This is a genomic window from Nonomuraea sp. NPDC050202, from assembly GCF_040656115.1.
In the GTDB taxonomy this organism is placed as follows: Bacteria; Actinomycetota; Actinomycetes; order Streptosporangiales; family Streptosporangiaceae; genus Nonomuraea.
In genome coordinates, this window is sequence record NZ_JBFALF010000045.1 from 22,990 (window position 1) to 49,977 (window position 26,988).

General features: G+C 73.1%; 25 protein-coding genes. 8 read left to right on the forward strand and 17 right to left on the reverse strand.

All coding sequences use genetic code 11. The annotated features are described in order from the left end of the window. From AB0I79_RS54635 to AB0I79_RS54675, 9 genes are all read right to left on the reverse strand, one after another. Nucleotides 1-810: an ABC transporter permease gene (locus AB0I79_RS54635; protein ID WP_357892388.1), complete on the reverse strand. Its 810-nt coding sequence runs from the start codon at nt 808-810 to the stop codon at nt 1-3. Continuing rightward, complete coding sequence (locus AB0I79_RS54640) at nt 807-1,682, reverse strand: ABC transporter permease (protein WP_357892391.1); 876 nt, start codon at nt 1,680-1,682, stop codon at nt 807-809. Before AB0I79_RS54640 ends, AB0I79_RS54635 begins: the two co-directional genes overlap by 4 nt. Then, nucleotides 1,643-2,740 carry an ABC transporter ATP-binding protein gene (locus AB0I79_RS54645; RefSeq protein ID WP_357892394.1) on the reverse strand — a complete coding sequence of 366 codons (1,098 nt, stop codon included), beginning with the start codon at nt 2,738-2,740 and terminating at the stop codon, nt 1,643-1,645. Before AB0I79_RS54645 ends, AB0I79_RS54640 begins: the two co-directional genes overlap by 40 nt. Next, nucleotides 2,737-3,768 (reverse strand): ABC transporter substrate-binding protein, encoded by a 1,032-nt coding sequence (locus AB0I79_RS54650; RefSeq protein ID WP_357892397.1) that lies wholly within the window; start codon nt 3,766-3,768, stop codon nt 2,737-2,739. Before AB0I79_RS54650 ends, AB0I79_RS54645 begins: the two co-directional genes overlap by 4 nt. Next, complete coding sequence (locus AB0I79_RS54655; protein WP_357892400.1) at nt 3,765-4,811, reverse strand: ABC transporter substrate-binding protein; 1,047 nt, start codon at nt 4,809-4,811, stop codon at nt 3,765-3,767. The genes AB0I79_RS54650 and AB0I79_RS54655 overlap by 4 nt, the downstream gene beginning before the upstream one ends. Further along, nucleotides 4,808-5,926, reverse strand: coding sequence for an N-methyl-L-tryptophan oxidase (solA, locus tag AB0I79_RS54660; protein WP_357892403.1), 1,119 nt, complete (start codon nt 5,924-5,926; stop codon nt 4,808-4,810). The genes AB0I79_RS54655 and solA overlap by 4 nt, the downstream gene beginning before the upstream one ends. A gap of 82 nt (nt 5,927-6,008) precedes the next feature. Then, on the reverse strand, nt 6,009-6,743 hold the full coding sequence (locus AB0I79_RS54665; protein WP_357892406.1) for a GntR family transcriptional regulator: 735 nt from the start codon (nt 6,741-6,743) through the stop codon (nt 6,009-6,011). 92 nt (nt 6,744-6,835) lie between these two features. Continuing rightward, complete coding sequence (locus tag AB0I79_RS54670; protein ID WP_357892409.1) at nt 6,836-7,612, reverse strand: ABC transporter permease; 777 nt, start codon at nt 7,610-7,612, stop codon at nt 6,836-6,838. A 5-nt stretch (nt 7,613-7,617) separates the two neighbouring features. After that, entirely contained in the window at nt 7,618-8,637 is a 1,020-nt protein-coding gene (locus AB0I79_RS54675) for an ABC transporter substrate-binding protein (RefSeq protein ID WP_357892412.1), read from the reverse strand. A 93-nt stretch (nt 8,638-8,730) separates the two neighbouring features. Here AB0I79_RS54675 and AB0I79_RS54680 point away from each other — a divergent pair, with 93 nt between their 5' ends. From AB0I79_RS54680 to AB0I79_RS54695, 4 genes are all read left to right on the forward strand, one after another. Further along, entirely contained in the window at nt 8,731-9,519 is a 789-nt protein-coding gene (locus tag AB0I79_RS54680) for an ABC transporter ATP-binding protein (protein ID WP_357892415.1), read from the forward strand. A 99-nt stretch (nt 9,520-9,618) separates the two neighbouring features. Beyond that, a complete protein-coding gene (locus AB0I79_RS54685) occupies nt 9,619-12,741 on the forward strand; it encodes a hypothetical protein (protein ID WP_357892418.1) in 3,123 nt (1,040 codons plus the stop codon). A 233-nt stretch (nt 12,742-12,974) separates the two neighbouring features. Further along, nucleotides 12,975-13,886: an aminotransferase class V-fold PLP-dependent enzyme gene (locus AB0I79_RS54690; RefSeq protein WP_357892421.1), complete on the forward strand. Its 912-nt coding sequence runs from the start codon at nt 12,975-12,977 to the stop codon at nt 13,884-13,886. A gap of 238 nt (nt 13,887-14,124) precedes the next feature. Next, entirely contained in the window at nt 14,125-14,391 is a 267-nt protein-coding gene (locus AB0I79_RS54695) for a hypothetical protein (RefSeq protein WP_357892424.1), read from the forward strand. An 87-nt stretch (nt 14,392-14,478) separates the two neighbouring features. On the opposite strand, the gene AB0I79_RS54700 is transcribed toward AB0I79_RS54695, so the two are convergent. Both AB0I79_RS54700 and AB0I79_RS54705 read right to left on the reverse strand, forming a co-directional pair. Continuing rightward, entirely contained in the window at nt 14,479-15,243 is a 765-nt protein-coding gene (locus AB0I79_RS54700; RefSeq protein ID WP_357892427.1) for an IclR family transcriptional regulator, read from the reverse strand. Nucleotides 15,244-15,399: 156 nt separating this feature from the next. Beyond that, complete coding sequence (locus AB0I79_RS54705; RefSeq protein ID WP_357892430.1) at nt 15,400-16,020, reverse strand: hypothetical protein; 621 nt, start codon at nt 16,018-16,020, stop codon at nt 15,400-15,402. Nucleotides 16,021-16,260: 240 nt separating this feature from the next. Between AB0I79_RS54705 and AB0I79_RS54710 the strand changes: the two genes are divergently transcribed. Both AB0I79_RS54710 and AB0I79_RS54715 read left to right on the forward strand, forming a co-directional pair. Beyond that, nucleotides 16,261-16,503 carry a hypothetical protein gene (locus tag AB0I79_RS54710; RefSeq protein ID WP_357892433.1) on the forward strand — a complete coding sequence of 81 codons (243 nt, stop codon included), beginning with the start codon at nt 16,261-16,263 and terminating at the stop codon, nt 16,501-16,503. A gap of 365 nt (nt 16,504-16,868) precedes the next feature. Further along, nucleotides 16,869-20,372, forward strand: coding sequence for an AAA family ATPase (locus tag AB0I79_RS54715; protein ID WP_357892436.1), 3,504 nt, complete (start codon nt 16,869-16,871; stop codon nt 20,370-20,372). A gap of 94 nt (nt 20,373-20,466) precedes the next feature. Here AB0I79_RS54715 and AB0I79_RS54720 read toward each other — a convergent pair whose 3' ends face one another. Further along, nucleotides 20,467-21,678 (reverse strand): epoxide hydrolase, encoded by a 1,212-nt coding sequence (locus tag AB0I79_RS54720; RefSeq protein WP_357892439.1) that lies wholly within the window; start codon nt 21,676-21,678, stop codon nt 20,467-20,469. Nucleotides 21,679-21,699: 21 nt separating this feature from the next. Beyond that, nucleotides 21,700-22,518 (reverse strand): NAD(P)H-binding protein, encoded by an 819-nt coding sequence (locus AB0I79_RS54725; RefSeq protein ID WP_357892442.1) that lies wholly within the window; start codon nt 22,516-22,518, stop codon nt 21,700-21,702. 151 nt (nt 22,519-22,669) lie between these two features. Here AB0I79_RS54725 and AB0I79_RS54730 point away from each other — a divergent pair, with 151 nt between their 5' ends. Further along, nucleotides 22,670-23,899 carry a serine hydrolase domain-containing protein gene (locus tag AB0I79_RS54730; RefSeq protein ID WP_357892445.1) on the forward strand — a complete coding sequence of 410 codons (1,230 nt, stop codon included), beginning with the start codon at nt 22,670-22,672 and terminating at the stop codon, nt 23,897-23,899. On the opposite strand, the gene AB0I79_RS54735 is transcribed toward AB0I79_RS54730, so the two are convergent. Genes AB0I79_RS54735 through AB0I79_RS54750 form a run of 4 tightly spaced genes read right to left on the reverse strand, consistent with a single transcriptional unit; the run spans nt 23,889 to nt 26,183 of the window. Next, nucleotides 23,889-24,467 (reverse strand): TetR family transcriptional regulator, encoded by a 579-nt coding sequence (locus AB0I79_RS54735; protein WP_357892448.1) that lies wholly within the window; start codon nt 24,465-24,467, stop codon nt 23,889-23,891. The genes AB0I79_RS54730 and AB0I79_RS54735 overlap by 11 nt on opposite strands. Before the next feature lie 40 nt (nt 24,468-24,507). After that, nucleotides 24,508-25,359, reverse strand: coding sequence for a haloalkane dehalogenase (locus AB0I79_RS54740; protein ID WP_357892451.1), 852 nt, complete (start codon nt 25,357-25,359; stop codon nt 24,508-24,510). 12 nt (nt 25,360-25,371) lie between these two features. After that, nucleotides 25,372-25,767 (reverse strand): TIGR03618 family F420-dependent PPOX class oxidoreductase, encoded by a 396-nt coding sequence (locus tag AB0I79_RS54745; protein ID WP_357892454.1) that lies wholly within the window; start codon nt 25,765-25,767, stop codon nt 25,372-25,374. After that, on the reverse strand, nt 25,764-26,183 hold the full coding sequence (locus AB0I79_RS54750; protein WP_357892457.1) for a hypothetical protein: 420 nt from the start codon (nt 26,181-26,183) through the stop codon (nt 25,764-25,766). The genes AB0I79_RS54745 and AB0I79_RS54750 overlap by 4 nt, the downstream gene beginning before the upstream one ends. Before the next feature lie 87 nt (nt 26,184-26,270). Here AB0I79_RS54750 and AB0I79_RS54755 point away from each other — a divergent pair, with 87 nt between their 5' ends. After that, nucleotides 26,271-26,843, forward strand: a complete 573-nt coding sequence (locus AB0I79_RS54755) for a TetR/AcrR family transcriptional regulator (RefSeq protein WP_357892460.1) — start codon at nt 26,271-26,273, stop codon at nt 26,841-26,843. Nucleotides 26,844-26,988: the final 145 nt, after the last annotated feature.

Below are 26,988 nucleotides of genomic sequence, written 5' to 3' on the forward strand. Positions count from 1 at the left end.
CTAGCTCCTTTCCTGGGTGTCGGCGCCGAACAGCTTGGCGACGCCGACGAAACGTTCGATGACGACCACGGCGACCACGGCGAACAGCACCATGAGGGTGCCGATGGCGGTGACGGTCGGGTCGTAGTCGTACTGCATGTAGTTGAAGATCCGTACGGGCAGCGTCTGCAGGTCGGTGGTGACCACGAACAGCGCCACCGTCAGGTCGTCGAAGGAGGTGATGAAGGCGAAGAACGCGCCCCCGATCAGCGCCCCGCGCACGGCCGGCAGCGTGACGTGCCAGAACACCAGGAACGGCGGGGCGCCCAGCCCGGCGGCGGCCTTCTCCGCCGACCGGTCCAGGCCCGCCAGCCCGGCCAGGACGAGCCGCACCGCGTACGGGACGGTCAGCACGAGGTGGGCCAGCAGCAGCGTGAACGGGCTGGAGGCCAGCCCCATCTGCGCGAACCACTGCAGCAGCCCGATGCCGAGCACGATCGTGGGCACCGCGAACGCGCTGGACAGCACCGCCTCCAGCGCGGCCCGGCCGGGGAAACGGTAGCGGTGGATGGCCAGCCCGCCGGCCAGCCCCACCACGGCGGAGACGGCCGCCGCGGCCAGCGCCACTCCGGCGCTGAGCGCGAACGACGACAGGAACTCCGGTTTGGCGAACACCTCGGCGTACCAGCGCAGCGTGATGCCCTGCGGCGGGAACGTCACGTACGAGGTGGCGGTCAGCGAGGAGGCGACGGTGACGGCGACGGGCGCGATGAGGAACAGCCCGACCAGCGTCGCGAACGCCGCGCCGAGCACCCGGGTCAGCCGGCTCATCCGAACACCGCCTCCCCGTTGCCCCGCCGCAGCAGCCGCGAGTAGCCGAGCAGCAGCCCGGTCGTGACGATCACCAGCACGAACCCGATCGCGGCCGCGTACGGCCAGTCGAGCGTGGTGGTGGCCTGCGTGTAGACGAAGTACGGCATGAGCTTCACCTTCGGCCCGCCCAGGATGGCCGGCGTGACGAAGCTGGAGGCGGTCAGGCTGAACACGATCATCGCCCCTGCCAGCATGCCGGGCGCGGACAGCGGCAGCGTGATCCGCCAGAAGCAGGTCCAGCCGGGCGCGCCGAGGCCCTTGGCGGCCGGCACGAGGGTCGGGTCGATCCGGTCCAGGCTGCCCATCAGCGGCAGCACCATGTACGCGAGCATGACGTGCACCATGCCGATCAGCACGGCCGTGTCGTTGTAGAGCAGCTGCGGCGGCGTGAGCCCGAGCCACTGGATGACGGCGGCGACGGGCCCGTTGGGGCCGAGCACGACCAGCCAGCCGTACGCGCGGATGACCATGCTGATGAGCAGCGGCGACAGCAGGAGCAGCGCCAGCCAGTTGCGCACCCGCGCGGAGCGGCCGCGCAGGTAGAGCGCGAACGGGTAGCCGACGAGCAGGCAGCCGGCGGTGGTGAGGGCGGCGACCTTGAGCGTGTTCCACAACACGTCCCGGTAGAAGGGATCGCCCAGGAAACGCGCGTAGTTGCCGAGTGTGAACGCGCCGGTCTGCGTCCTGAAGCTGTTGGCGACCAGCGTGAACAGCGGCGCCACGAACAGCAGCGCGAAGATGAGGATGGCGGGCAGCGCGAGCAGCAGGCCCGTGCGCCAGCGCGGGCGGCTCAGCCGCGCGCCGCCAGCGAGGCGTCCGACGGCCGCCATGAGCAGGTCACCTCCTCCCCTTCCCGCGGTACCCGGGAGTCGTACGGCAGCGCCGCCGTCACCTCGCCGGCCGGGGTGGTGACCACGCAGCGGATGCGCGAGCCGAGGAAGCGGGTCTCGCGGACGGTGCCGCGCAGCCCTTCCCCGCCGTGGCCGGCCTCGTGGCTCACGCGGACGACCTCGGGCCGCACGTACACGCGCACGGCGGCGCCCTTGGCGGGCGGCTCGCCGACCGGGGTAGCCGTCACGCTCTGACCGGCGACCTCGCAGGCGCCGCCGTCGAGCGCGGTGCCGTCGAGGGCGTTGACCTCGCCGATGAACTGGGCCACGAAGTCGGTGGCGGGCCGCAGGTAGATCTCCTGGGGCCGGTCGAGCTGGTGGATGACGCCGTCGGCCATGACCGCGATCCGGTCGGAGACGGCCAGCGCCTCCTCCTGGTCGTGGGTGACGAGGATGGCGGTGGTGCCGATGCGGCGCTGCAGCGCGGCGACCTCGTCGCGCAGCCGTACCCGGAGCTGGGCGTCCAGGTTGGAGAACGGCTCGTCGAGCAGCAGCAGGTCGGGCTGGACGACCAGCGCCCTGGCCAGGGCGGCGCGCTGCTGCTGGCCGCCGGAGAGCTGGCGGGGGTGCCGCTCGGCCATGCCGTCGAGGCCGACCAGCTCCAGCATGTCGGCGACCCGGCGTCTGCGCTCGGCGGCGCCGACCTTGCGCATGCGCAGCCCGAAGGCCACGTTGTCGGCGATCGTCAGGTGCGGGAACAGGGCGTAGGACTGGAAGACCATGCCCATGGAGCGGCGGTGCGGGGGGACGGCGGTGATGTCGCGGCCGTCCACCTCGATGAGCCCGCCGTCGGCGGTCAGGTGCCCGGCGATCATGTTCAGGGTGGTCGTCTTGCCGCAGCCGGACGGGCCGAGCAGGGTGAGGAACTCGCCGGGCTCGGTCTCCAGGTCCACGGCGGAGACGACCTCCTTGCCGCCCAGCACCTTGCGCACGCCGTTCAGGCGCAGCCGCCCGCGCCGCACCGCCGTCCCGGCGGGGGCCTGTGTCGTGCTGGTCACTGTTCGACCTCCTTGGTCCAGCGGTCGGTCCAGGCGGCGCGGTTGCCGTTGACGTCCTTCCAGTCCAGCGGCGTCATGCCGGCCGCCCGGTCGGGCCCGACGACCCGCGTGGCGAGCGCGGCGTCGAGGGTGGCGTCGGTGACGGTCGGCCCGTCGTACCCCTCGGCGGCGAGTTTCTGCTGGATGGCCGGCTCCAGCAGGGCGTTGACGAACTTCTGCGCCAGGTCGGGGTGCGGCGCGTTCTTGACGACGTTCGCGGTGGCGAGCAGCGGGATGGCGCCCTCCTCCGGGTAGGCGAACTTGATCGGGAAGTTCTTGTCGGCCAGCGTCTCCACCCGCGACCCGCCCCACACCGAGGCGACCGCCTGCCCCTGCAGGAAGTAGTTGGACACGTCGGCCGTGGTGTCGAAGGTGAAGGCGTTGGCGGCGACCTTCTTGATGCCCGCGAAGCCCGACTCGACCGTTCCGTCGCCCTCGCGGGCGGCCAGCATGAGCGCGCCCACGCCGTAGGTGTTGCTGATCGACGGCAGCACCACCTTGCCCTTGAGCTTGGGGTCGGCCAGGTCGGACAGCTTCTTGGGGGCGGGCAGCCCGTTGTCGGCGTACCACTTGCTGTTGTACGCCAGCCCGGTCGCGGTCATCGCGAACCCGACGCCGACGTCCCCGGGCAGCCGGGCGACCTTCTCCACCTTGGCCAGCCGGGTGACAGCGGCGGGGTCGAGCCCGGCCAGCAGCCCGGCCGCGGCGGCCTGCGCCTGCGGCCCGTCGTCGATGAGCGCGACGTCGATCTGCGGCGCGTCCTTCTGCGCCTTGAGCTTGGCGACGGTGTCGGTGGAGCTGCCGGCGATGTAGGTGACCTGGCAGCCGCACGTCCGCTCGAAGTCGGGCAGCACGGCCTGCTCGAAGGCCTGCTGGTACGAGCCGCCGTACCCGGCCACCACGAGCTTGCCGGCCGACGCGGTGGGGCTGGGCGGGGCGCAGGCCGTCAGCCCGATGAGGGCCAGCGCCGCGGCGAGCAGCCTTGTCATGAGGTCTCGATCTCCTTGTTCCAGCGGTCCGTCCAGGCGGAACGGCTCTTGTTGATCGCTGCCCAGTCGAGTTTGCGCAGCTCGGCGGCCCGGTCCTGGCCGACGACCTTGGCCGCCAGGTCGGGGGCGAGCTGGACGCCCTTGACGGTCGGGCCGTTGTAGTTGGACTCGGCCATGGCCTGCTGGGCCGACGGCTCCAGCAGCGCGTTGACGAACTGCTGGGCCAGGCCGGGGTGCGGCGCCTTGTTCACCACGTTGACGGTGGCGATCAGCGGCAGCGCGCCCTCTTCCGGGTAGACGAACTTGATCGGGAAGCCCTTCTTGGCGAGCATCTGCACCCGGGAGTTGCCCCAGACGCTGGCCACGGCCTGCCCTTGCAGGAAGTAGTTGGACACGTCCGCGGTGGTGTCGAACGTGACGGCGTTCGCGGCGATCTGCTTGACGCCCGCGAAGCCGGGGTCGATGCGGTGCTCGGAGCCGCCGCCGACCTTGGCCGCGATGAGCAGCGCGCCCAGCCCGTACGTCTGCGTGATGGACGGCATCACGAGCTTGCCCTTGAGCTCGGCGTCGGCCAGGTCGGCGAGCCGGGTGGGGGCGGGCAGGCCGTGCTCGGCGTAGTAGTCGGTGTTGTAGGCGATGCCGGTGGCGTTGAGCGAGAAGCCGACGCCGACGTCGCCGGGCAGGCGGGCCAGGTCGATGACGTCGGCCAGGTTCGTGACGGTCTTGGGGTCGAGCGGGGCGAGCAGGCCGGCCTCGACGGCCTGGTTCTGCACGCCGTCGTCGATGAGGGCGACGTCGATCTGCGGGGCGGCCTGCTGGGCCTTGAGCTTGGCGACGGTGTCGGTGGAGCTGCCGGCGATGTAGGTGACCTTGCAGGAGCAGGTCCGCTCGAAGGCGGGGATGACCGACTGCTTGAACGCTTCCTCGTACGAGCCGCCGTACCCGGCGATGACCAGCGTGTCCGGCGCGGCCGACGGGGTGGGGGCGCCGCAGGAGGCGAGGGCCAGGGCTGCGATGGCGAGCCAGAGCGGTCTGGGGTTCATGGCGACCTCCGAAGGGGGCGATTCGGGGTGAGGTGGTCGATGTGGCGCGTGGTGGTGCCGGTCTCGACCAGGTCGGCGACGATGTCGCCGAAGACGGGGGCCAGCTTGAAGCCGTGCCCGCTGAACGCGGCGGCGATCACGGTGCGGCCGCGCGTGCCGAGCAGGCCGTGGCCGTCGGGGGTGAAGGCGTCGGCGAAGGTGGCCACGCGGATCGGGTCGGGCCGCAGGCCTGGCAGGGTGGCGGCGACGGCACCGGCGACCTGCCTGACGTACGCGGGCGGGGCGGAGCGTTCCAGCGCGCCGGGCGAGTCGATGTCCCGCCACGGGACGTGCAGGTTGACCTTGACGCCTGCGCCGTCCAGCGAGGGGAAGCAGGAGTAGGCGGGGTCGCCGACGCGGATGGCGATCGGGCAGCGCCCCGGGTCGAACAGGGTCTCGTCGCGGCGCGGGAACCAGGTGGAGGTGATGGCCCTGGCGGCGATGGGCAGGTCCGGCAGCAGCCGGCTCGCCCAGGGGCCCGGGGCCAGGACGGCGTGGGTGAAGCGATGCTCGCCGCCGTCCTGCGTCACGACGGTCACGCCGGTGGTGTCCTGGCGAACCTGCTGGACGGGGGTGTAGCGCAGGACGCGGGCACCGGCGCGTTCGGCGGCGGCCGCGGCGGCGACGACGGCGGGCTCGGGCCGCAGGTAGCCGGCGTCGGGGTCGGCCACCATGACCTCGCCGTCGCGCAGCGGGTGCTCGGGCGCCCGCTCGGCCGCCTCCCTTCCGGTCAGCACCCGCACGGGCAGGTCGTGGGCGCGGGCGGCGGCCAGCACGGCCGCCACCGCGGGGTGCTCGCGCGGGCCGACCGTGATGCCGCCGACCCGGGTCAGCAGGCGGCGGCCCGCGCCGCGCTCCAGCTCGGCCCACAGGTCGCGGGCCTCGCGCAGCAGCGGCACGTATTGAGGACCCTCCTTGTACGCGGTGCGGAAGATCCGCGACTCGCCACCGGCGGCGCCGCGGTCGTGGCCGGGCGCGTAGGCGTCGAAGCCGACGGCCGGGATGCCGCGCTCGGCCAGCCGCCACAGGGCCATCGAGCCGACGGCGCCGGTGCCGACGACGGCGACAGAGGTCATGTTCCGCTCCTTTCGGGCATGGCTGGGGACCGTGGCGCCGACGGGCGCGACGGGTGGGTGGTCCGATCGGGGTGGGGTTGGATCAGGTGTGGTCGGGGGAGCCGCTCAGGTCGGTCTCCACGTAGAAGCGCTCGTTCCCGGGCGGGACGATCTCCTCCAGGAGCTCGGCGATCTCACCGCGGCGGGTCCACGTCTCGCGGGTCCAGCGGAAGACGGGCGTGCCCACGGGCAGCCCGAACAGCTCCGCCTCGTGCACGCCGAGCGCGTACGGCTCCACGTAGAGCCTGGCGCGTACCAGCTCGACCCCGCGGTCGCGCAGGTAGGCGTGGCTCGTCAGGGGCGCTAAGTCCTGGTCGAGCAGGTCGGGGGCGAGCCGGAAGGGCAGCACGTGCAGCTCGGTGTTGCTCACCTTGCCGTCCGCGCCGAGCTTGTGGCGCTCCATCTGGACGACCGCCTCCTCGTCGGGCACGCCCGGCAGCCGCAGGCGCGCCGCCCGCGCGGGCAGCACCTCGGCCGAGACCACGCGGTGGTCGCCGTGCGTCTCCGGCCCCTGGATCAGCAGGCCGGTGAAACGCAGCAGGTTGTGCTGCCCGACGGCCTGAGCCACGAAGCTGCCGCGCCTGCGGAAGCGGACGATGAGCCCGGCGTCGGCGAGGTCACGCAGGGCCCGCTGCACGGTGATGCGCGAGACCTCGAACTCCTGGCAGAGCTCGACCTCGGTGGGGATCCGGGTTCCCGGCCCCCACTGGCCGGTTCGGATACGCGCCTCCAGCGCCCTGCGGATCCGCACATGAAGCAAGAGGTCGCGTTCTGACATGACAAAATACTCGTCGTGACGATTAGTCATGTCAATAGGGGATTAGATATAACTTATCGGCGTTTGTCGTGGTGAACGGCTTTTTGCCTGGCTCAGCGGACGGCCGCGGTCTCCCGGACCCAGGGCAGCAGCAGCCGCTCCACCAGCACCAGCGCGTAGAACAACGCGACGCTCATGATGCCGAGCAACCCGATGGCGGCGAACGCCAGCGCCGTGTCCGAGCTCCCGCCCGCCTGCACGATCACGAACCCCAGCCCCGCGTCCCCCGCGCTGAACTCCCCGATCACCGCACCCACCGAGGCCAGCGGCATCGCCACCTTCAGCCCCACGAAGACCTGCGGCAACGCGCCGGGGAACCGGATCTTCACGAACGTCTGCCACCGCGGCGTGTCCAGCGACCTGGCCAGCTCCACCAGCTCCGGCGGCGTCGAGGCCAGCCCGCCCGCCACCGACAGCACGACCGGGAAGAAGCACACCAGCAGCGCCATCACCACCTTCGGCTGCTGCCCGAACCCCATCCACACCACCAGCAGCGGCGCCAGCGCCACCTTCGGGACCGCGTTGAAGGCCACCAGCAGCGGATAGAACATCAGCTCCGCCACCCGGAACGCCGCGATCGCCATCCCGATCACCAGCCCGCACACCACCGACAGCACGAACCCGAGCACCGTCTCGCCCAGCGTGATGCCGGCCTGCTCCAGCAGGTAACCGGGAATCCGCAGGAACGCCGCCACCACGCCGGCGGGCGACGGCAGGACGATCTCCGGGATCGCGAACGCCGACGCCACCAGCGCCCACGCGCCGACCGCGACGACCACGCCCAGCGTGGACCAGCCCGCAGCGGTCACCGCGTCCCGGCCGCGCTCCACCCGGCTCAGCCCTTGGGCAGCAGGTCGAACGAGACCACCGACTCCGGCGTCAGCTCCTCGTCGAACGCGCCGGCCGTGCGCAGCACGGTGATCGCGCGCTCCACGCGCTCCCTGGTCATCGCCCCCATCGGCGTGCCGTCAGCCGGGCGCACGTAGGAAGCCATCAGGGCCAGCTCGGCGGCGGCCACCTCGGCGTTCTGCGCGGGCTGCTTGCCGACCAGGATCCGCGCCGCCTCCTGCGGGTGCTCCACCGCGTACGCCAGGCCCTTGAGCAGCGCGCCGGTGAACCGCCTGACCAGGTCCGGCCGGCCGGACGCGACCGTTGCGGAGGTGGTCACGGCCGAGCCGTACAGGTCGGTGATGACGTCCCCGAACGGCAGGACCTTGATCTCCTTGCCCTTGGCGGCGTTGCGCACGGTGGGCTGGCCGACCACGTACTGGCCGATCGCGTCCACCTGCCCGGAGGCCAGGTTCGCGGCGAGCTGGGCGGGCTGCAGGCTGACCCACTTCACCTTCGACGCGTCCACCCCGGCCAGCCGGGCGTAGCTGGGGAACATCATGCTGATCACCGACGACGCGGTGTCGCCGACGGTCTTGCCCTCCAGGTCCTTCGGCCGGCTGATCCCGCTGCCGTCCAGCGCCATGAGCGCGGCCAGCGTGCGCTGGTGCAGCGCCGCCACCGCGACCGCGCCCTCCGCCTTGCCCCCGGCGGCGGCCATCAGCGTGGCCGTGAAGTCGACGGCGGCGAACTGCGCCCGGCCGCCGAGCACCGCGGCCAGGTTCTCACCGCTGCCCTGACCGGGCTGCACGGTCACCTCGATCCCGGCCTGTTCGAAGAAGCCCTTCTCCTGCGCGACATAGACATAGGCCTCGCGGCCGAACGCGCCGAACCCGGTCACCCAGGTGACCCGATCGGCCGCCGGCCGGGCCTGCGACGGCTCCTGCTCCCCCGAGCCACAGGCGGCGGGGAGGGAGAACGTCGCAACCAGAACGGTGATCGTGATGACGCGCGGCAGTCGCCTCATGCCCCAGATCATGACGGACCCTGGGCAGCGGTCAATATGCCCGGACCCGCGAGGTTGCAACTCGGCATACCATCGGGATCAGGAGGTCGCCAGGTGATCCGGCTACGCGGCGTTTCCCAGGTGTTCGGCGGACGCCGAGGCGCCGTGGAAGCGCTGCGCGAGCTCGACCTCGACGTGGCAGACGGCGAGTTCACCGCCGTCGTGGGCCGCTCCGGCTGCGGCAAGTCCACCCTCCTGCGCCTCATCGCCGGCCTGCTCACGGCCACCTCGGGAGAGGTACGCGTCGGCGGCGAGCCCGTCGTGAGACCGCGCCGCGACGTCGCCATCATGTTCCAGCGGCCCGCCCTGCTGCCCTGGCGCAGCGTGCTCGACAACGTGCTGCTGCCCGTCGAGATCTTCGGCTGGCCGCGCCAGGAGCACCGCACGCACGCGCACCGCCTGCTGGAGATGGTCGGGCTGGAAGCCTTCCACCGGCGGCTGCCGCACGAGCTGTCCGGCGGCATGCAGCAGCGGGTCGCGCTGTGCCGGGCGCTCATCCAGCGGCCCCGCGTGCTGCTCATGGACGAACCGTTCTCCGCCCTCGACGCGCTCACCCGCGAGGAGCTGTCGATCGAGCTGCAGCACATCCACATGGAGCACGCCGCCACGGTCGTCCTCGTCACCCACTCGATCGAGGAGGCCGTGCTGCTGGCCGACCGGGTCGTCGTCCTCACCCCGCGCCCCGGCCGCATCCTCACCGTCGTGAACGTGGACGTGCCCCGCCCGCGCACGCTCGGCCAGCACGCCTACGCCGCCGACCTGGCCCGCTGCTCGGCCGAGCTGCACGAGGTGCTCGGCGCTCGCCGCGCCGCCACCGAACCGCCCCCGGCTCCGCAACGGTAGACGGCACGGATCCGATCCGCGGACGTCAGCAGGTCCAGCGCCCCCGGTGGCGGCGAATACCGGTTGCCTGGCACCTGCTGTTGCCCGAATCATGTGCGTGTGGTGCGGATGGCCTTCGGCGTGGTGACGGGACGGGATCAGCAGGTACGGGACGCCGTCGGGCGGCCGGTGACGGACGAGCACCTTCCCGGGCCCGCTGCCGGTGACGGTGGCGATGGCGATGGAGGTGGCGGCGGGGCGCCCGTCGCCGTCGGCCCCGCGGGCGCCGACCCCGGCCCCGCCGTGACGGCCCTGGTCCGGCTCCTCCAGAGCGGCGACGACGGTGTGACGGCGGCCGGGGCCGGCATCGCGCTCTCCCCCGGCTTCCTCTCCGCCCGCCTCCACGGCGCACGCGGCGACCGGCGCGACGCCGTACTGGCCGCCCTGCGGCTCCTCGGCCTGGACGGCCTGCACCGCCTGGGCGATCGGGCGGGCGTCCTGGTCGCGCTGTTCGGCACGGAGGCCACCAGACCGCTGGCCGCCGCCGCGAGCCGGGCCATCGCCGAAGGCCGCTGGACCGCGCTCCAGCTCGCCTCCGCCGCCAGCGGCGTGCTGGGCGCCGAACAGCTCGTCCACCTCCTGACCGTGGAAGCCCCCGCGCTCGACCCGACCCCGCGGGCCGCCGCCTCCACCATGGCGGCCCACCTCGAACAGGTCCTCGCCCCCTACCCCCGCAAGCGGCGCCTCGACCTCCTCCTCGACCTGTGGCAGCAGGTCTCGGCCCACCAGGAACAGCTCCGGCTCAGGCAGCGGCGGCGCGCCACCCAGGGCAGGCAGAGCAGGCTCGAAGAGCTCACCACCCGCTACCGGGCCTACGACGACGCGCAGCTGGTCAAGCAGATCCGCCGCGAGCTCGGCCACGACCCGTCGATCGCCGAAGCCGCCCGCTGGCAGCCCCAAGCCTGGCAGGTGACCGTGTTCATGCGCCGCATCCTGGACGACGCCCTGGCCGCCACAGCCTTGCTGCGTACCGCCGTCAACGTGGGCGACCATGGCGTCGTCCAGGGCATGAACCGCTCCACCGCCCTGCTCACCGCCGCCGCCCGTGCCATCGGCCCCGAGGAGGCCCGCGACGCCGCCCGCCGCGTCCCCGGCCTCGCCGGGCTCCCCGCCCGCCCCGGCTGCTACGTCAGGGACCTGGCCGCCCAGCTCGGCAACCCCTCCGAGCCGTACGTCCGGCAGCGCCTGGCCAGAGCGGCCGAGTACGCCGAGATCGTCATGGACGTCGTCACCGACCGCCTCCTCGAGTACCAGGACCAGCTCGGCGGCTGGTCGCTGGGGAACCTGCGCGACTGGCGCGACAGCGTCGGCCATCTCAGCCACCGCGACCCCGCCCTCTGGGCCCAGCCGCCGGTCGCCGGCGGCCGCCCCCCGCTCATGGAACGCCTGGAGAGCCGCCCAGACGCAGCACCGGCCGAGGAGGAGACGGTGGGCGACCTGCTCTGGTACGCCGAGCTCGCCGACGCGCTCGCCCAGCTCAACGGCCACGACCAGGCCGATGTGGAATACGGCCCCGGCTACCCCTACGTCGACCACACCCCCGTCCCGGACGACGAGCAGCAGCTCGTCCCCTCGCTCGGCTCCATCCCCTCGGCCCTGGCGGGAGCAGCGCAGCTCGTCTCGTTCGGCGGACGACCCTCCCGGCAGTGCCGCACCTGGCCGGACCTCACCGACCGGCTCCTCGCCGGCCTGGGCATCACCCAGCGGCTCACCACCGCCTTCCACACCCCCGAACCGCTGCTCGCGCTCGACGGCACCCTCCTGCCCGGCACCCAGGCACGCCTGGAGTTCGCCCGCAACGCGCGCATGCTCGCCCAGTGGGCCACGTACATGGGCAACTGCATCGCCTCCCTCCCCTACGTCGAAGCCGCCGAGCAGGGCAGGTCGGCCCTGGTGGCGCTGCGCGACGAGAGCGGCCGGATCGTCGCCAACATCGAGCTCGAACGGCACGCCCGCGGCTGGCGCGCCAGCGAGATCCGTGCCCGGTTCAACGCCGACCCCGATCCTGACCTGCGCCGGCGGGTCCTCGCCTGGGCCGCCGCCCTTCCCCCGTCCGTTCCTGACGAGCCGGCCGGGCCGCCGGCCCGCGAGCACCTCCCCGAGCCCCGGCCGACCGGCCGACGCCGCGCCGACCGCACGTTCCAGGAGTTCAGCGGGCCCTTGGCGCGGCTCGCGGCCGACGCCCTGGCGGCCCAGGACACCTCCGACGCCCTGCACACCCTGCGGTCCCTGTACGCCCCCCGCCCGGCCACGCCACCCGCCACCGCAGCCGACGCAGGTGCAGGTGCTGCTGCCGGTACTGCTGCCCGCGCCGGCGCCATGGCCAGGGGCGGCGGCGCCGGGGCCGGCGCGCATGCCGGTCCCGGCCAGGCTCGGGACGTACTCCCGCACACCGAGCTCGTGACCGCGTTGCGCCGCCTTCCCGCCGACCGCGTCGAGCGCCGCTGCCGGGACGAACTGCCGTCGGTGGGCCTGGCGGCTCTGTGGCGGGCCACCGGGGTGCGCCCGCTCGAACGGGCCCTCGCCGCACTCCCCGCTGCCCAGCGCCCCTACCCGGCCGAACCCGGGGAAGGCCCTGACGCGACCGGGCCCGGGGAACGTCCCCGCCCGACCAGGTTCGGGGAACGTCCCCACCCGGCCGAACCCGGGGAAGGCCCTGACGCGACCGGGCCGGGGAAACGCCCTGACTCGCCCGAGTCCGGAGGCCGTCCGCAGCTCGCGCTTCTCCTGCTCGACGCTCCCCTGCCCGGCTCGCTCCGGAAGCTCGCCCGCTACGAGGCCGTCGCGCCCGCTCGCTCGATGGAGCTGGTCGCCCGCAGGATCCGCGCCGCCATCGGCCGCCTGGCGCGCACCGGGGATCCCGTGCTCGCCCAGCAGGTGACCCGCCGCGCCGACACTGCGGTGCTGTGCTCGCTGGTCGTCGCGGTCACGTCCTGGCCGCCGGATCCCCGCCTGCCGACCGTGGCGGTGAGCGAGCCGGGCAAGACGAGCGTGCCCGGTTTTCCCCGTTCGGACCTCGATGACCCGTCCGGGCCGTGGCAGCGCGCGCTTCCAGGGGCCGTGGAGCTCGGCGCGGACCTGGACACGTTCTGGGCGCGCGTCGCCGGTGAGGGGCTCCACGTCCCGGTCGCCTGGCTGGGGCACGGCGGCTGGAACGCGCTGTGGCAGCGCTCCGCCCGCTGAGGCTCACGCTGCGGCAGCTCGCTGCCTGGTGAGATGCATGCTGTGGCCGCGCGCTGCCTGCCGAGGCTTCATCGCGGCGGACGCCTTTACATTGTAGATTTCTAGCTGCGGCCCCTTAGGCTGAAAGCCATGGACATCGCCACGGCCGCCAAGCTCTGGGACGCCGACCCGGGCTGGCTGAACACCGCCTCCTACGGCCTCCCCCGCGCCGCGCCTTCGACGAGCTCCAGGCCGTGCTCACCGACTGGCGCCACGGCCGCACCGACTGGAAGCCGTGGGACGCCTCCGTCGGGCGCGCCCGGGCCGCGTTCGCCCGCCTCGTCGGGGCCCCTGCCGCCGAGGTGAGCGTGAGCTCGACGGTGTCGCAGATCATGTCCGTGGTGGCCACCGCGCTGCCGCCCGGCGCCAAGGTCGTGGTGCCGGAGATCGAGTTCACCAGCAACCTGTTCCCCTGGGCGGTGGCGGCCGAGGTCGAGACGGTGCCCGCGGACCGGCTGGCCGAGGCGATCACCCATGACACCGCCGCCGTGGCGTTCAGCCTGGTGCAGTCGGCCACCGGGTACGTGACGCCGCTCGCGGACATCGTCGCCGCCGCCCGGGACCATGACGCGCTGGTCATCGCCGACGCCTCGCAGGCGTGCGGCTGGCTGCCCGTCGACGTCGCGGGCGTGGACGCGCTGGCCTGCGCGGCGTACAAGTGGCTGATGGCGCCGCGCGGAGCGGCGTTCGCCTACCTGTCGCCGCGGCTGCGCGAGCGCATGCGCCCGCTGGCCGCGAACTGGTACGCCGGCGCCGACGAGGGCGGCTCCTACTACGGGCCGCCGCTGCGGCTGGCCGGTGACGCGCGGGCGTTCGACCTGTCGCCGGCCTGGTTCTCGTACGTCGGGGCCGCGCCCGCCATCGAGCTGCTGAACGAGATCGGCGTCGAGCACATCCGCGACCACGACGTCGCCCTGGCCAACCGCTTCCGAGCGGGCCTCGGCCTGCCACCGTCCGACACGGCCATCGTCTCGGTGGACGCGCCCGGCGAGCGGCTGGCGGCGGCCGGGATCCGGGCGGCCGTACGGGCGGGCAGGGTGCGCGCCAGCTTCCATCTCTACACGACGGAGGACGACGTCGATCGCGCACTCGACGCCCTGACCTGACCGAGGCGCCGTCATGACGCGCACCACCCCGACCCTCACCACGACACCAGCTCCCTGACGGCCGGGCCTCGGTGGCGTCATGGGTTCGCCGATGGGGTGCACCTGCTGGCCAACGCCGCCCTGACCGCCCTGCTCATCCCGTTCGGCGTGGCCACGTTCGGCGGGAGCGCCGAGGTGGGTTACCTGCTGTCCGCGCTGGGGCTCGGCTTCCTGCTCGGGGCGCCCGCCAGCCGCCGCCGTGCTGCTCGGGCTGCCGGGGGTGACGGTGCTGGTCGCCGTGCAGACGTACGTGCAGCGCGCCACCCCCGGCCACCTCCTCGGCCGCGTCACCGCCGTGTTCCTCACCGTGGAGGCGGCCGCCACCATGACCGGCGCCTTCGCGGGCCCGGCGCTGAGCGAGCCGGCGGGCCTGTCGGTGGCGCTCAACGCCGCCTGCGCGGTGACGCTCCCGTCGTCGGTGGTCACGCTCTGCCTGCTGCCGGCCTCGTCCCGCCCGCCCGGCTGAGCTGTGTCCCACCCCTCAGGTGAGCGCCGTCCCACCCGTTCAGGCGAGCCCCGCGCCGGACGCCCAGGAGAGCCCCGCGCCGGGCGCTCAGGTGAGCGGGTGCTCGAACCCGCGCTCCGACATACGCCTGGCCACCTCGACCAGGTCCGCCCTGAACTCCTCGACGCGCTCGTCGCCGAAGCGGACGGTGGGCCCGCTCAGCGTGAGCGCGGCAACGGTCGCCTTCGAGCCGCCGGTGACCGGGACGGCCACCGCCGACAGGCCGGGCTCACGCTCGCCGTGGCTGACCGCGTACCCGTCGCGCTCGGCCTGCGCGGCCCACTCCCGCAGCGTCGCCACATGCTCCTCCCCGTACGGCGAGGAGCGCGCCACCCGTTCGAGCAGCCGGTCCGGCGCGTCCTTGAGCAGCACCTTGGAGGACGCGCCCGCCCACAGCGGCAGCTCGTCGCCCACCCGCACCACGTGCCGCAGCGGCTGCGGGCTCTCCTGCTGCGCGATGCACACGCGGTGCACGTCCCGCAGCACGTAGAGGTTGACGGTCTCCCGCTGCCGCGCCCCGAGCTCCCGCATGAGCTGCACGGTCTCCGGCGGCAGCTCCCAGGCGTTGCGGGCCAGGTGGGCCCACCGCCACAGGGCCGGGCCCGCCGCGTACCCCTTCGGCGTGGCCCACAGCAGCCCCATGTGCTCCAGCGTCTGCAGCATCCGCAGGGCGGTCGTCTTGGCCAGCCCGGTCTCCTCCACCACCTCGCGGATCGTCAGCGTCCGCCGGTCCTCGGTGAGCAGCGACAGGATGTCGAACGCCCGCTGCACGCTGCGCACGCCGCCGGCGTCTTCAGCCTGGTTCGAAGGCACGGGATCCTCACTCGTCGGTCGAATGGTTACCTGCCGCTCACCCTCTCATGCGACCGGACCGCATGCGTTCGTCAGCGGAACTGCCGCGTGGGAGCCGTTCCGCGCAAGGGGCGAACCCGTCGCGCGAGCCGGTGGCGCGCGTGCGGCGGTGCGCCGTCAGCTCCGGCGGCCGGGAGCCAGCGCGGCCAGTTCGTCCGCTCGCCGGAGGTCCTTGGGGCGCCCCAGGGCGCGGCGCATCCGTATCAGGTCCTCCCGGGAGACGTAGTGAACTTCCAGGCCGTCCGGGCCCACCGCGGTGATCGCGCGATCGAGGAAGCCCTGGACGCGATGGTCACCCCAGGGGAGCTCCGGGGTGCAGCAGTCGCCGCCGGCGCCGGGCGCGGTGAACTGCACCTTGGGGCGGAGGAAGGAATCGGGGCGGATCGCCACGGGCCTGCCCGCTTCGTCGGCGAGCCGGGCGCCGACGGAGGCGAAGGCCGCCGCCAGGGCCGGGGCGTGCGCCGGGACGCCGTCCCAGAGCAGGTCCAGGTCACCGGTCAGTTCGGTGGACCCGTGCATGATGCCGGCCACCTGCCCGATCACCACAGCCCGGACGCCGTTGTCATGGAGGGCTTCCAGCAGGGGGAACGGGTCGAACCCGAGGGCGCCGTCCGTGCCGATCGTGCCGACGTCGTCGTCGGCGTCCTCGTGGCTCAGGCCGGTGGCCGCCCGGTTCAGGGTCAGTTCGCGGGTGCGTCGGGCGGCGGCGCGGAGCCGTTCCAGCGGTTCGTCGATCATCCGGCTCATGCAACACCAGGACGCGCTCGTGCCGCACTCGAATTTCCCCGCTTGGCATCGATTTCCGCAGGCAGGGCGTGCGGAGGGCCTTAGACGTACGGGATGGGGTTGCGGGTTCGACAGCCCTCGGTCGCACCTGTGACAGCGCACCGTAACCGGTCGCTACGTTCTGTAATCACCCCCACCGGCAAGACCAATCACGGAACACATCGCCCCCTCCACTCACAGAGAGGCACCTTCATGCGTCACTCAGCCCGCATCGCCACCGTCACCCTCGCCGGCGCCTTCGCGCTCGCCGCCGTCGCCGGCCCGGCGTCCGCCAACGTCCCCAGCGGCATCGAAGGCACCATCAGCACGCTCAACGGGAACAGCGTCCTCAACGGAAACCAGGTCCCGGTGTGCATATCCGGGGTCGAGGCGGCCGGCGTCGGGGTCAAGGTACCGGTGGGCTCGAAGGAGTCGTCCGGCTGCGTCCAGCACTGACCCGTCCCTCCGCAGTCCCTGCCCGGGACCGCCCATAAGCCCCGCAGCGCGGCGTTCGTCCTGGTGCTCACGGCCGGCGTCGATGTCCGGCACCACCGGACGCCGCGCTGCGGCCCGACAGCGTGTCCCGGGTCTCCGCTGCGGCGGCATGGAGCCGCGCAGCGGAGATTCCCCTGACAGCCCGTAGCGGTTCTTCAGATGCCGCCACCAGCCGCGGAACCTCCATGCGTCGAACTCCGTGATCGACGACGCACTGCCCGCCTTCATCGGGAAGCAGCACATCCCGGTCGGCCCGACGGTCGGCGCCGGTGGGCCGCCCGCGGTCTCGGCCGGGGTTTGTCGGTGCGGCCGCGTAGGGTTCCGGCATGGCCATGCTCATCGGACGCGAACGACCCGCCGCCATCCTGCGCGGCGAGGTGGAGCGTGCGCTGATCAGCCACGGAGCGCTGGTCCTCGTGACGGGCGAGGCGGGCATCGGCAAGAGCACGCTGGTGGCGAGCGCCGCCCGGGAGGCCGTGCGCGGGGGCGCCAGGCTGCTCACCGGCGCCTGCTGGGAAGGCGAGGGCGCGCCGGGCTACTGGCCGTGGGTGCAGGTGGTCAGGCAGCTCGCCCCCGGGGCCACGCCGCAGAGCCTGGCGGGCGCCGACGGGGAGGCGTTCCAGCTCTACGACGCGGTGACGGGCCTGCTGGTGGACGCCTCGCGGGAGCAGCCGGTGGTGGTCGTCCTCGAAGACCTGCACTGGGCCGACGCGGCGTCGCTGCGGCTGCTGGAGTTCGTGGTGGGGCACGCCTGGTTCGAGCGGCTGCTCGTGATCGGCACCTACCGCGACGCGGAGGTGGACGGAACGCTCAGCCTCCCCCTGGAGGCCAAGGCCACCACCCTGACGCTGACCGGGCTCGACCTCGAAGGCGTGGCGCGGCTGGTGGCCCGTACGACGGGGCTGGTCCCGGAGGCCGGCCTGGTCGCGGAGATCCATCAACGCACGGGCGGCAACCCGTTCTTCGTGGAGCAGACGGCACGCCTGTGGCAGGGCGGCAGCCCGCTGGCCACGATCCCACCGGGAGTGGGCGCGGCGGTCCGGCGGCGGCTGTCGCGGCTGGCGGGCGGCGTTCTGGACGTGCTGCGGATGGCGGCGGTGCTGGGGCGCGAGTTCACCGAGGACAGTCTGGTCACGGCCTTGACCCACACGTCGACACCGGCCCTCGGCATCCGGCCTGGCCCCGCCGCACCAGACCTCGGCATCCGGCCAGGTGACGCCGTAGCTGCGACAGCCGACGCGTCGGCCGGGGGCGCTGCACCTGGGCTCGCCGTCACTCGGCCGAATGGCATCACGGACACCCGCCCGCTTTCCGGCGGCGGCTCCCTACCGGCGCGCCAGGGCGGCGCCGCCCCAGCTTCCCGCGGATCCGTCCGCAAGTCGCTCGACCAGGCCGTGTCGGCCAAGCTCGTCGTCCCGCACGGCGCCGGGCGCTACGCGTTCGTGCACGACCTGGTACGCGAGACCCTCTACGCCGAGCTCGACGAGCCGAGCCGGGCCGCCCTGCACGCGTCCGCCCTGGTGGCGCTCGACACGGCGCTGCCCGCCACCCGCGCCCACCACGCCTACCTGGCCGCCGTACCCGACGCGGCCGATCTGCTCCTGGCCGCGGCCAGGGACGCCGAGGGGCGGATGGCGGACGAGGAGGCCGCGGGCCACTTCCGCCGCGCCCTGGACCTCACGCCCGCCTCCGACCTGCGCCGGCGGGCCACGATCGGGCTCGACCTGGGCGTGGCGCAGCACCGCGCCGGCGACACCGCCGCAGGAGTACGCAGCCTGGAAGCGGCCCTCGTACTCACCCGCCGCCTCGACACCCCCGACCTGCTGGCGATCGCGGCTCTGAAGCTGCACGACCTGTGCTACACCGGTCAGGGCCGCTGGACCGGCTTCGTCCACGAGGCCCACCAGAAGCTGGTGCGTCGCGCCGCTCCCTCCCTGCCCCCGCCGAGCACCCCACGGCCCGATCCGGCCACCGGCGCAAGCCTCGGCCCGGGCGCGGGCACGAGCTTCAGCGCGGGCACGGACCTGCGCACCGGCACAGTACTCACCGGCAAGGGCCCCGGCACGCCCGCAGACGCGGACACGCCCGCAGACGCAGGCACGAACGCGGGTGCAGGCACAAACGCGGACACGGGCACGGGCGCTGGCACGGGCACGGGCACGAATGCGGGCGCGGCCCTCAGCGCAAGCACGGGTGTGGCGGCGGGCGAACGCAAGGGTGGCGGTCCGGAGGTGTCGGCGGGGGCGGTGAGTGGCGAGGATCGGCTGAACGTGGCGGCGCGCGAGTTGACCGAGGTGGCCGCCGACCTGGCCAGGCAGGGCGAGGACGACGAGGCGCTCGGGTACAGCCTCCTGTCCAGGCTGGGCATCATCTGGGCCCCGGGCACCACGGCCGAGCGGCTGGCGATCACCGAGGAGCTGTCGGCGGTGGCCAGGCGCACGGGTGACGATCAGCTCGACCTGACCGCCCGTTCCTGGCGCATCGGAGCCCTGCTGGAGCTGGGTGACCCGCGTTGCCTGGCGGAGCAGCGCGCGTTCACCACCCGGGCGGAGTCCTCGGGGCTGGCGCTGTTCCAGCACGAGGCCGCCGTGCTGGAGGCCGCGTTCGCCACGCTCACCGGCCGCTTCGACGAGGCGGACGGCCACATCGACGCCGCCTACGACCTCGGCGAGCAGCCGGGCATCGGCAGGCGCGACCTGCGCTGGATGCAACGCTGGTCGGCCGCCCTGCTCAGGGGGCGCTTCGACGTGGCCGACACCGTGCTGGCGGAGATGCGGAGCGGGGGCAGCCAGCACTTCCCGCTCTACCAGGCCGTGACGGCGGTGCAGCGGGGCGGTGGCAGCGAGGCCGCCATGCGGCACCTGGCGCAGATCATGGCTGCGGGCGAGCAGTACCTGCGCTGGATGGCGCCGCTGTGGCTGAGGTTCCAGGCGCAGGCGGCCGCCCGTTCGAAGGATCCCGTGCTCTGCGAGCACGCCCGGGCCGCGATCTCCCCGTACGCCGGCCAGTGGGGCGTCACCGCGACCGTCGCCGTCGAGGGCCCGTACGCCCATTGGGCGGCCGTGCTTGACGCGGCCCAGGAACGCTGGGACGACGCGGTCGCCGGCTTCACCGCGGCCTACCGGGCGGCCGACGTCCTGGGCGCGCGGCCCTGGTCGGTCGAGTCGCGGGCCCGCCTGGCGGAGGTGCTGCAGGCCCGCGGCGACGACGCCTCCGCGCTGATCGAGCAGGTGGAGCGGGAGGCCGCGGAGCTCGGCATGCTGGTACGCCTGCCGAGCTCCGGAGCCGCCGCCTTCCGCTTCGACGGTGAGGTGTGGACCCTGACCTTCGCCGGCCGTACCGTGCACCTGCCCGACTCCAAGGGCCTGGCCGACCTGCGCGTCCTGCTCGCCCGGCCGGGAAGCGACGTGCCGGCGGTCGAGCTGCTCAACCCGCCGGGCGGCGAGGTGGTGATCGCGGCGCGGAGCATGGGCGGCGACGACGTGCTCGACGAGGAGGCCAGAGCGCGTTACCGCAGGCGGCTGGAGCTGCTGGACGAGGAGATCGACCGGGCGGTGGAGCTGGGCGAGGAGCGCCGCGCGGCCGAGTTCGACGCGGAGCGGCAGGCGCTGCTGGACGAGCTGCGTACCGCCGCCGGCCTGGGCGGCCGTCCTCGCCGCCTCGGGGACGAGGCCGAGCGGGCCCGCAAGGCGGTCACCAACCGCATCCGCAACACGCTCCGCCAGCTCGACCAGCGCCACCCTGAGCTGGCCGCCCACCTGCGCGCCTCGGTCTCCACCGGCTCGACCTGCCGCTATCTGCCGGCCTCGGAGGTGCGCTGGTCCACCTGACCGTTCGTGCCGGCCTCGCCGGAGCCGGCGCCGCGCGGCACCTCAGGCGAGGCCGCGCGACACCGGAGGCCGGCGGAGCCGTGGCGAAGGAGGGTCAGCGGAGCTTGGTGAAGAAGGTCGTGACGTCCTCGGCGAAGAGGGCGGGCTGTTCGGCGGCGAAGAAGTGCCCGCCCTTGTCGTATTCGGCCCAGTGCACAATGTTGTGGTCGCGTTCGGCCCAGGAGCGGATCGTGACGTCGCACGCCTTGGACACGAGCACGCCCGTGGGGACGGTGCCCCGGGCAGCGGCGGCCCAGTCACCGGCCCCGGCCCCGGCCCAGTCGCCCGCCTCGCCGGCAGCAGCCCACTCTCCAGAGCCGCCCGCTTCGCCAGCGGCATCCCAGCCCCCGGAGTTCCCCCAATCCGCGGCGCTCATGTTCTCGTAGTAGAACTGCGCCGACGACCCCGCCGTCCCTGTCAGCCAGTAGATGGTCACGTTGGTGAGCATGAGGTCGCGATCGAGCGACTCCTCCGGCAACCCCGCCACGGGCTCGGTCAGCTCCTTGAACTTCTCCATGATCCACGCCAGCTGCCCCACCGGCGAGTCGTGCAGCCCGTACGACACCGTCTGCGGCCGCTTGGACTGCGTCTGGAGGTACCCGTCGTTCATGTTCTCCATGGCCGACCAGCGCCGCCGCTCCTCATCCGACAGCCCGTCCATCTCCCCGTCCTGGCCGATCGGGAAGGTGAGTGCCGCGTTGAGGTGGATGCCGACGACGCGGTCGGGGGCGTGCTTACCCATCTCGGGCGCGATGAAGGCGCCGGCGTCCCCGCCCTGCACGCCGTAGCGGGTGTAGCCGAGCCTGGCCATCAGTTCCGTGAACGCCCGGGCGGAGCGGGCGGCGTCCCAGCCGGTCGCGGAGAGCGGGGCGGAGAAGCCGAAGCCGGGCAGTGACGGGATGACCAGGTGGAAGTCGCGCGAGAGCGGCTCGATGACGTCCAGGAACTCCACGAACGTGCCCGGCCACCCGTGCAGCAGCATGAGCGGCAGCGCGTCGGCCCGGCCGGAGCGGACGTGCACGAAGTGCAGGCGCTGGCCGTCGATCGTGGTGATGTGGTGCGGCAGCTCGTTGAGCCTGGCCTCGTGCGCGCGCCAGTCGTAGCCGGTGCGCCAGTACTCGGCCAGCTCCCTGAGGTAGCCCGCGGGGACCCCGCGCTCCCAGCCGGTGCCGGGAAGCTGGTCCTGCCAGCGGGTCATGGCCAGGCGGGCACGCAGGTCGTCCAGGTCCTGCTGCGGAATCTCGATCCGGAACGAGTGAATTGTCATGATATTTCCTCTCCTAAGCTCTTAAATGCGGAATGCGGCGGCGTGCTCGGCGGCCCACCGCGCGAACGTGCGCCCGGAGCGGCCCGTGACCCGTTCCACGGTCGGCAGCACGACGGAGGCGGCCTCCGGCTGGTTGGCGCCGAGCTGGACCCCGAACTCGATCAGGTCGTCCCCCATCCCCGCCGCCCGCATGGAGGCGCGGTACTCCTCCTCGGTCAGCTCCTCGAACCGGATCTCCCGCCCGGTGGCCGCGCCGATCAGCCGCACCCGCTCCTCCGGCGTCAGCGCCTCGGGCCCGGTCAGCATGTACGTCTCCCCCGCGTGCCCCTCCTCGACCAGCGCCGCCACGGCCACGGCGGCGATGTCGGCCTCGTGCACGACGGCGCCGGGATGGTTGCCGAAGACCCGCGCCACGCCCTCCTCCCGGATGGATTCGGCCCAGTCGAAGGCGTTGGCCATGAACTCGACGCACAGCAACTGCGTCCACCCCAGGTCACCGGCTCGCAGTGCCTCCTCGACCGAGGTCTCGTCGAAGCTGCTCAGCACGCTGACGCGCGTCACGCCCGCCTTCACCGCCAGCTCGACCAGCTCGCGCCCGTTCTCGAGCGGCGCGTAGTCATCGCCCCCGAACGTGATCAGGTGCAGCCCTGTCACGCCCTCCAGCGCCGGGGCCAGCGTCTCGGGCGAGGTCAGATCGCCGCAGGCCACCTCGACATCGCCGGGGAACGCGGCCTTGCCGGGGTTCCTGGTCAGCGCCCGTACGCGCGCGCCCCGCTCGACGAGTTGCCCCACGATGCGGCGCCCGACAGTACCCGTGGCGCCGGTCACGAGAATCGTCATCCGTGTTCTCCTGTCCGATGGTGTTCTCCTCTGTCGAACAGGAGGCGCTACACGCGAAATAGCACCCGCTAGACGGCGGAAACGCGGTGGAAACGCGGCGGGCGGTTGCATCGTGCCCACCCTGTGAAGATCCCGAGGAGAAGAGGCATCCATGACCGGACACGAGCCCCGGCCGTCCAGGCGGACCGCGCTCGGCCTGCTCGGAGCCGTCCCCCTGACCGCGAGCGGCGTGCTGGCCGCCTCCGGCGTCGCCGAGGCCGCGGCCGGCAGCTCCGGCAGGATCCCCGCCGACCTGCGCCCGGGCGGCGCCTTCGACCGCTATATCAAGGATCTGGCCGAGCGTGACCAGTTCTCCGGGACGGTGCTGCTGGCGCACCGCGGCCGGCACGTGCTGGCCCGCGCGTACGGCATGGCCGACAAGGGCAGGCGCATCCCCAACGAGATCGACACCATCTACGCCATGGCCTCGGCCTCCAAGCCCTTCACCGGCCTGGCCGTGGTGCAGCTCGCCGAGCAGAGGAAGCTCAGGTTCTACGACAAGGTCGGCGACCACCTGGACGGCTTCCCGGCGGAGATCGCCGGGCACGTCACCGTGCACCAGATGCTCACGCACACGTCCGGGATGACCGACCCCACCAACGACAGGCCGGAGCCGCACGTCTTCACCAGCATCGAGGAGCGGAACCGGGACATCGCCGCCCGCGCCAGGTCACAGAAGCTGCGCTTCACTCCCGGCACGAGCAAGGAGTACTCGAGCATGGGGTACGAGGTGCTCGGGGAGCTGGTGGCCGCGGTGTCGGGGCAGCCGTTCCACGAGTACGTCCGCGAGCACGTCTTCGAGCGGGCGGGCATGGTGGACTCCGCCTATTACACCAGGACCGAGTGGCTGGCCCGCGAGCGCATCGCGCACCCGTACATGCTGCAGGAGGACGGTTCGCGCGTCGACGGCGTGCGCCATCTGGACAAGGGCGGCGCCGGCGGGGTGAAGGGCAGCAACTCGGCGCGCGCGTTCATCGGGTCCGGCGGCGGGAACGGCTTCACCACCGCCCCCGACCTGGTGCGGTTCGCGCTCGCGCTGCAGCGCGACGAGCTGCTCAAGCGCGCCTACACCGAGCTGTACGTGAACGCGAAGGTCTCGGGCCCGCCCCTGCGGCAAGGCGGCCCGGCGGATCCGCGCCGCGGGGAGGCGTTCCACGCGTACGGGCCGACCGCGTCCATCTTCAACGACCGGCGCTACATCTCCCACGGCGGCGGCATCGCGGGCGGCTCGACGAACTGGAGCATCTACCTCGACATCGACTGGGTCGCGGTCGTCCTGTGCAACTACGACCTGCAGATCGAGCCGATCATCGAGGCGGAGCGCAGCCGGATCACGGCGTGAGCGGCTGCCCGCCGCCCGTCAGATAGTGCTGCACCACCGGCCCGATGTCGCGGGCGAGCGTGTCGACGTCGGCGTCCACCATGGGCGGGAACCGCAGCACGTACCGGGTCAGTGCCAGGCCGAGGAGCTGGGTGGAGGTGAGCGCGGCGCGGTGCTCGGCGTCGGGCGCCCCCGTCAGGCGGGCCACGAGCGCGGTGATCTGCGTGGCGAACACCTCACGCATCCGCTCGGCGGCCATCGGGTTCGTGCTGGCCGAGCGCAGCAGCAGGATCAGCACGTCGTCGGCCTGCTCACCTTCCCAGCGGGACAGGAAGTGCCGCACGACCAGCTCGCCCAGCCGCTCGCGCGGCGGCTGGGCGAGCCTGTCGAGCCGCAGGTCCACGTCCACGGCCGCGTTGAACAGCCCGGCCTTGCTGCCGTAGTAGCGCATGACCATCGACGGGTCCACGCCGACCAGCGAGGCGACCGCCCGGATCGTCATCGCCTCGTAGCCGCGCTCGACGAGCAGCTTCCTGGCGGCCGAGAGGATGGCGTTCCGGGTGGCTGCCGATCTCTCGGTGAAAGCCATGACAACGAGTGTAGGCCAACATGCGTACGACTCAGGCCGGTCAGCGGTGCTTGGCCGTCCATTCCGCGATGGCCTCGGCGATGACCAGGGGCTGGTCCTCCGGGGTGTGATGGCCCGCGACCTCCTCGCGCTCCACGATCTCGAGGGAGGCGATGGTGTCGCGGCACCAGGCGATGGTCTCGCGCGTCCACATGGAGCCGGGGCCGGGGCGGAAGCCGATCAGCAGCTTCGGCACCTCGGCGCTGGTGGCCAGCCACCGGCCGAACGCCTCGATCCTGGCCACCACGCCGGCGGGCTCGCCGTCCAGCGGCATCGAGCGGGCCCAGCGCAGCAGCGGCAGCCGGCTCTCCCTCGTCGGGTACGGCCGCAGGTACGCCTGGGTGTCCTCGTCGGCCATCGGCGTGACGACGCTGCCCGGCAGGCCGCGCAGGAAGGCGTTGTCGTCGAGCAGCATGGTCTCCCCGACGCCCTCCGTCTTGATCGACCGGAACAGCGGCTGGCCGCCTTCGGGGAACTCCTCCCAGGTCATCGGCTTGACGATGGCCTCGGTGAAGGCGATCCCGCGGACCCGCCCCGGGTGGCGGGCGGCCCAGTCGAAGGCGAGGGCGCCGCCCCAGTCGTGGCCGACGAGGAGCACGTCGTCCAGGTCGAGGGCGTCGAACCAGGCGTCCAGGTAGCGGGCCTGGTCGTCGTAGGTGTAGTCGATGGCGGGCTTGCCCGACTCGCCCATCCCGATCAGGTCGGGGGCCAGGCGGCGGCCCTGGCCGACGGCGGGCATGACGTGGCGCCACAGGTGGGAGGAGGTCGGGTTGCCGTGCAGGAAGACGATCGGCGCGCCGGAGCCGAGCTCACGGTGGGACATGGTGGAGTCGAGTACGTGCTGGATGGGCATGGCAGGGTCCTTTCAGAGGTTCAGGTGCAGGAAGCGGTCCACCGCGATCTCGATCACGACCCGGCCCGGCGGGCCGGGCGGCGGTGACAGGTAACGCCGGGTGTAGCGGCGGGCGGCCTCGGCGATCCGGCGCGGGTCGTGCGACACCGTGGCCGGGCCTTCCAGGGTGATCCAGCGGAACCCGGCGACCTGGCAGAGCGCAACCCGGCCGTCGCCCGGGGCGCCGGCCAGGTTGCGGGCCTTGCGGGAGGTGGCGACGGTCAGCACGCGGGCGAGGCCCGCCTCCCGGTCCCAGGTGAAGCGCACGGGCGCCACGTGCGGGGATCCGTCGGGCCGCAGCGTGGTCAGGGTCGCCACGGCCGGCTCGGCCAGGAACTCCTCCACCGCACGCGGCGGGCGGCCGCTCACGCCACCGCCCCGTCCGTGCGGCGGGACACGCCGGAGCCGGACGCGCGATCGCACGCGCCCGAGCCGATCGCCAGATCGCACGTCACCGAGCCGGACGCCCGGCCGAGCACCTGCGAGCCGGACGCCCTGGCGGGCGTCGTGGCCACCCGGGCGTCGGACCGATGGGCAGGTGCTCCGGCCGCCTGGAGGCGGGGCGGACGCGCGAGCGTCCTGGCCGGCTGGACTGTGGACGGACGGGTGAGCGGCCCCGTCATCGGAAGGCCGCGATGTTGCGGGTGGCCCAGGCGGCGAAGGTGCCCGGGACGCGGTCCAGGCCCTGGCCGCGGGGAGACCGCGGTGACCCGCTCCCCTGCCGTGGCGAGCAGCCGGACCAGCTCGCCTCCGACGTCCCCGGTGGCACCGGTGACAACGTACATGGATGCACTTCCCAGAAGTTAGTTAGTTGACTGACTCAGTCCCGAGAACATAGCGGGCATCGAGCGGCTTTGTCTATAGTTAGTCAGGTGACTGACTCAACACGGGCGGGAAAGCGGGAGCGGCTGGCCGGCGCCGCCGTACGAGTGCTCCATGAGCAGGGCGTCGAGAAGACCACCCTGGCCGACATCGCACGCGCGGCCGACGTGCCCGTGGGCAACGTCTACTACTACTTCAAGACCAAGGACCAGCTCATCGAGGCGGCCATCGAGGAGCACGGCCACCACCTCGGCGCCATGGTCGAGGCCCTGGAACGGCTCGGCACGCCGCAGGAGCGGCTCAAGGCGCTCATCCAGGGGTGGATCGGGGAGAGCGACCTCACCGCCCGGTACGGCTGCCCGACCGGCACCCTCGCCGCCGAGCTGGACAAGCGCGACGACGGCCTCGACCGGGCCGTCGCCAAGGTCATGGGGCGGCTCCTCGACTGGGTGGAGGGCCAGTTCGCGGCCATGGGGCGGGCCGACGCGCGGGAGCTGGCCGTCGCGCTGTTCGCCGCGTACCAGGGGGTCGCGCTGCTGACCAACACCTTCCGCGACCCCGGCCTCATGGAGATGGAGGGCCGGCGGCTGGAGCGCTGGATCGACTCGCTCACCCTCGCCTGATTCCGCCGCCCGGCCACCGGGACGTTCCCCGCGTGACAACGCGATGAAGCCGGCCTGAAGCCCGCGCCCCGTAGTCTCGCGTCCCGGGCCGGAACCCGCCGCCGCGGCGGCGCCCACGGCCCGCGCGCACGGCCCGCTTCACGGG

Coding starts and splice junctions, on each gene's coding strand:
- AB0I79_RS54655 (WP_357892400.1), bottom strand. CDS start 4,811: ATGAACCCCAGACCGCTCTGGCTCGCCATCGCAGCCCTGGCCCTCGCC.
- AB0I79_RS54650 (WP_357892397.1), bottom strand. CDS start 3,768: ATGACAAGGCTGCTCGCCGCGGCGCTGGCCCTCATCGGGCTGACGGCC.
- AB0I79_RS54710 (WP_357892433.1), top strand. CDS start 16,261: ATGCGTCACTCAGCCCGCATCGCCACCGTCACCCTCGCCGGCGCCTTC.
- AB0I79_RS54725 (WP_357892442.1), bottom strand. CDS start 22,518: ATGACGATTCTCGTGACCGGCGCCACGGGTACTGTCGGGCGCCGCATC.
- AB0I79_RS54665 (WP_357892406.1), bottom strand. CDS start 6,743: ATGTCAGAACGCGACCTCTTGCTTCATGTGCGGATCCGCAGGGCGCTG.
- AB0I79_RS54705 (WP_357892430.1), bottom strand. CDS start 16,020: ATGATCGACGAACCGCTGGAACGGCTCCGCGCCGCCGCCCGACGCACC.
- AB0I79_RS54735 (WP_357892448.1), bottom strand. CDS start 24,467: ATGGCTTTCACCGAGAGATCGGCAGCCACCCGGAACGCCATCCTCTCG.
- AB0I79_RS54635 (WP_357892388.1), bottom strand. CDS start 810: ATGAGCCGGCTGACCCGGGTGCTCGGCGCGGCGTTCGCGACGCTGGTC.
- AB0I79_RS54750 (WP_357892457.1), bottom strand. CDS start 26,183: ATGTACGTTGTCACCGGTGCCACCGGGGACGTCGGAGGCGAGCTGGTC.
- AB0I79_RS54720 (WP_357892439.1), bottom strand. CDS start 21,678: ATGACAATTCACTCGTTCCGGATCGAGATTCCGCAGCAGGACCTGGAC.
- AB0I79_RS54715 (WP_357892436.1), top strand. CDS start 16,869: ATGGCCATGCTCATCGGACGCGAACGACCCGCCGCCATCCTGCGCGGC.
- AB0I79_RS54730 (WP_357892445.1), top strand. CDS start 22,670: ATGACCGGACACGAGCCCCGGCCGTCCAGGCGGACCGCGCTCGGCCTG.
- AB0I79_RS54740 (WP_357892451.1), bottom strand. CDS start 25,359: ATGCCCATCCAGCACGTACTCGACTCCACCATGTCCCACCGTGAGCTC.
- solA (WP_357892403.1), bottom strand. CDS start 5,926: ATGACCTCTGTCGCCGTCGTCGGCACCGGCGCCGTCGGCTCGATGGCC.
- AB0I79_RS54675 (WP_357892412.1), bottom strand. CDS start 8,637: ATGAGGCGACTGCCGCGCGTCATCACGATCACCGTTCTGGTTGCGACG.
- AB0I79_RS54640 (WP_357892391.1), bottom strand. CDS start 1,682: ATGGCGGCCGTCGGACGCCTCGCTGGCGGCGCGCGGCTGAGCCGCCCG.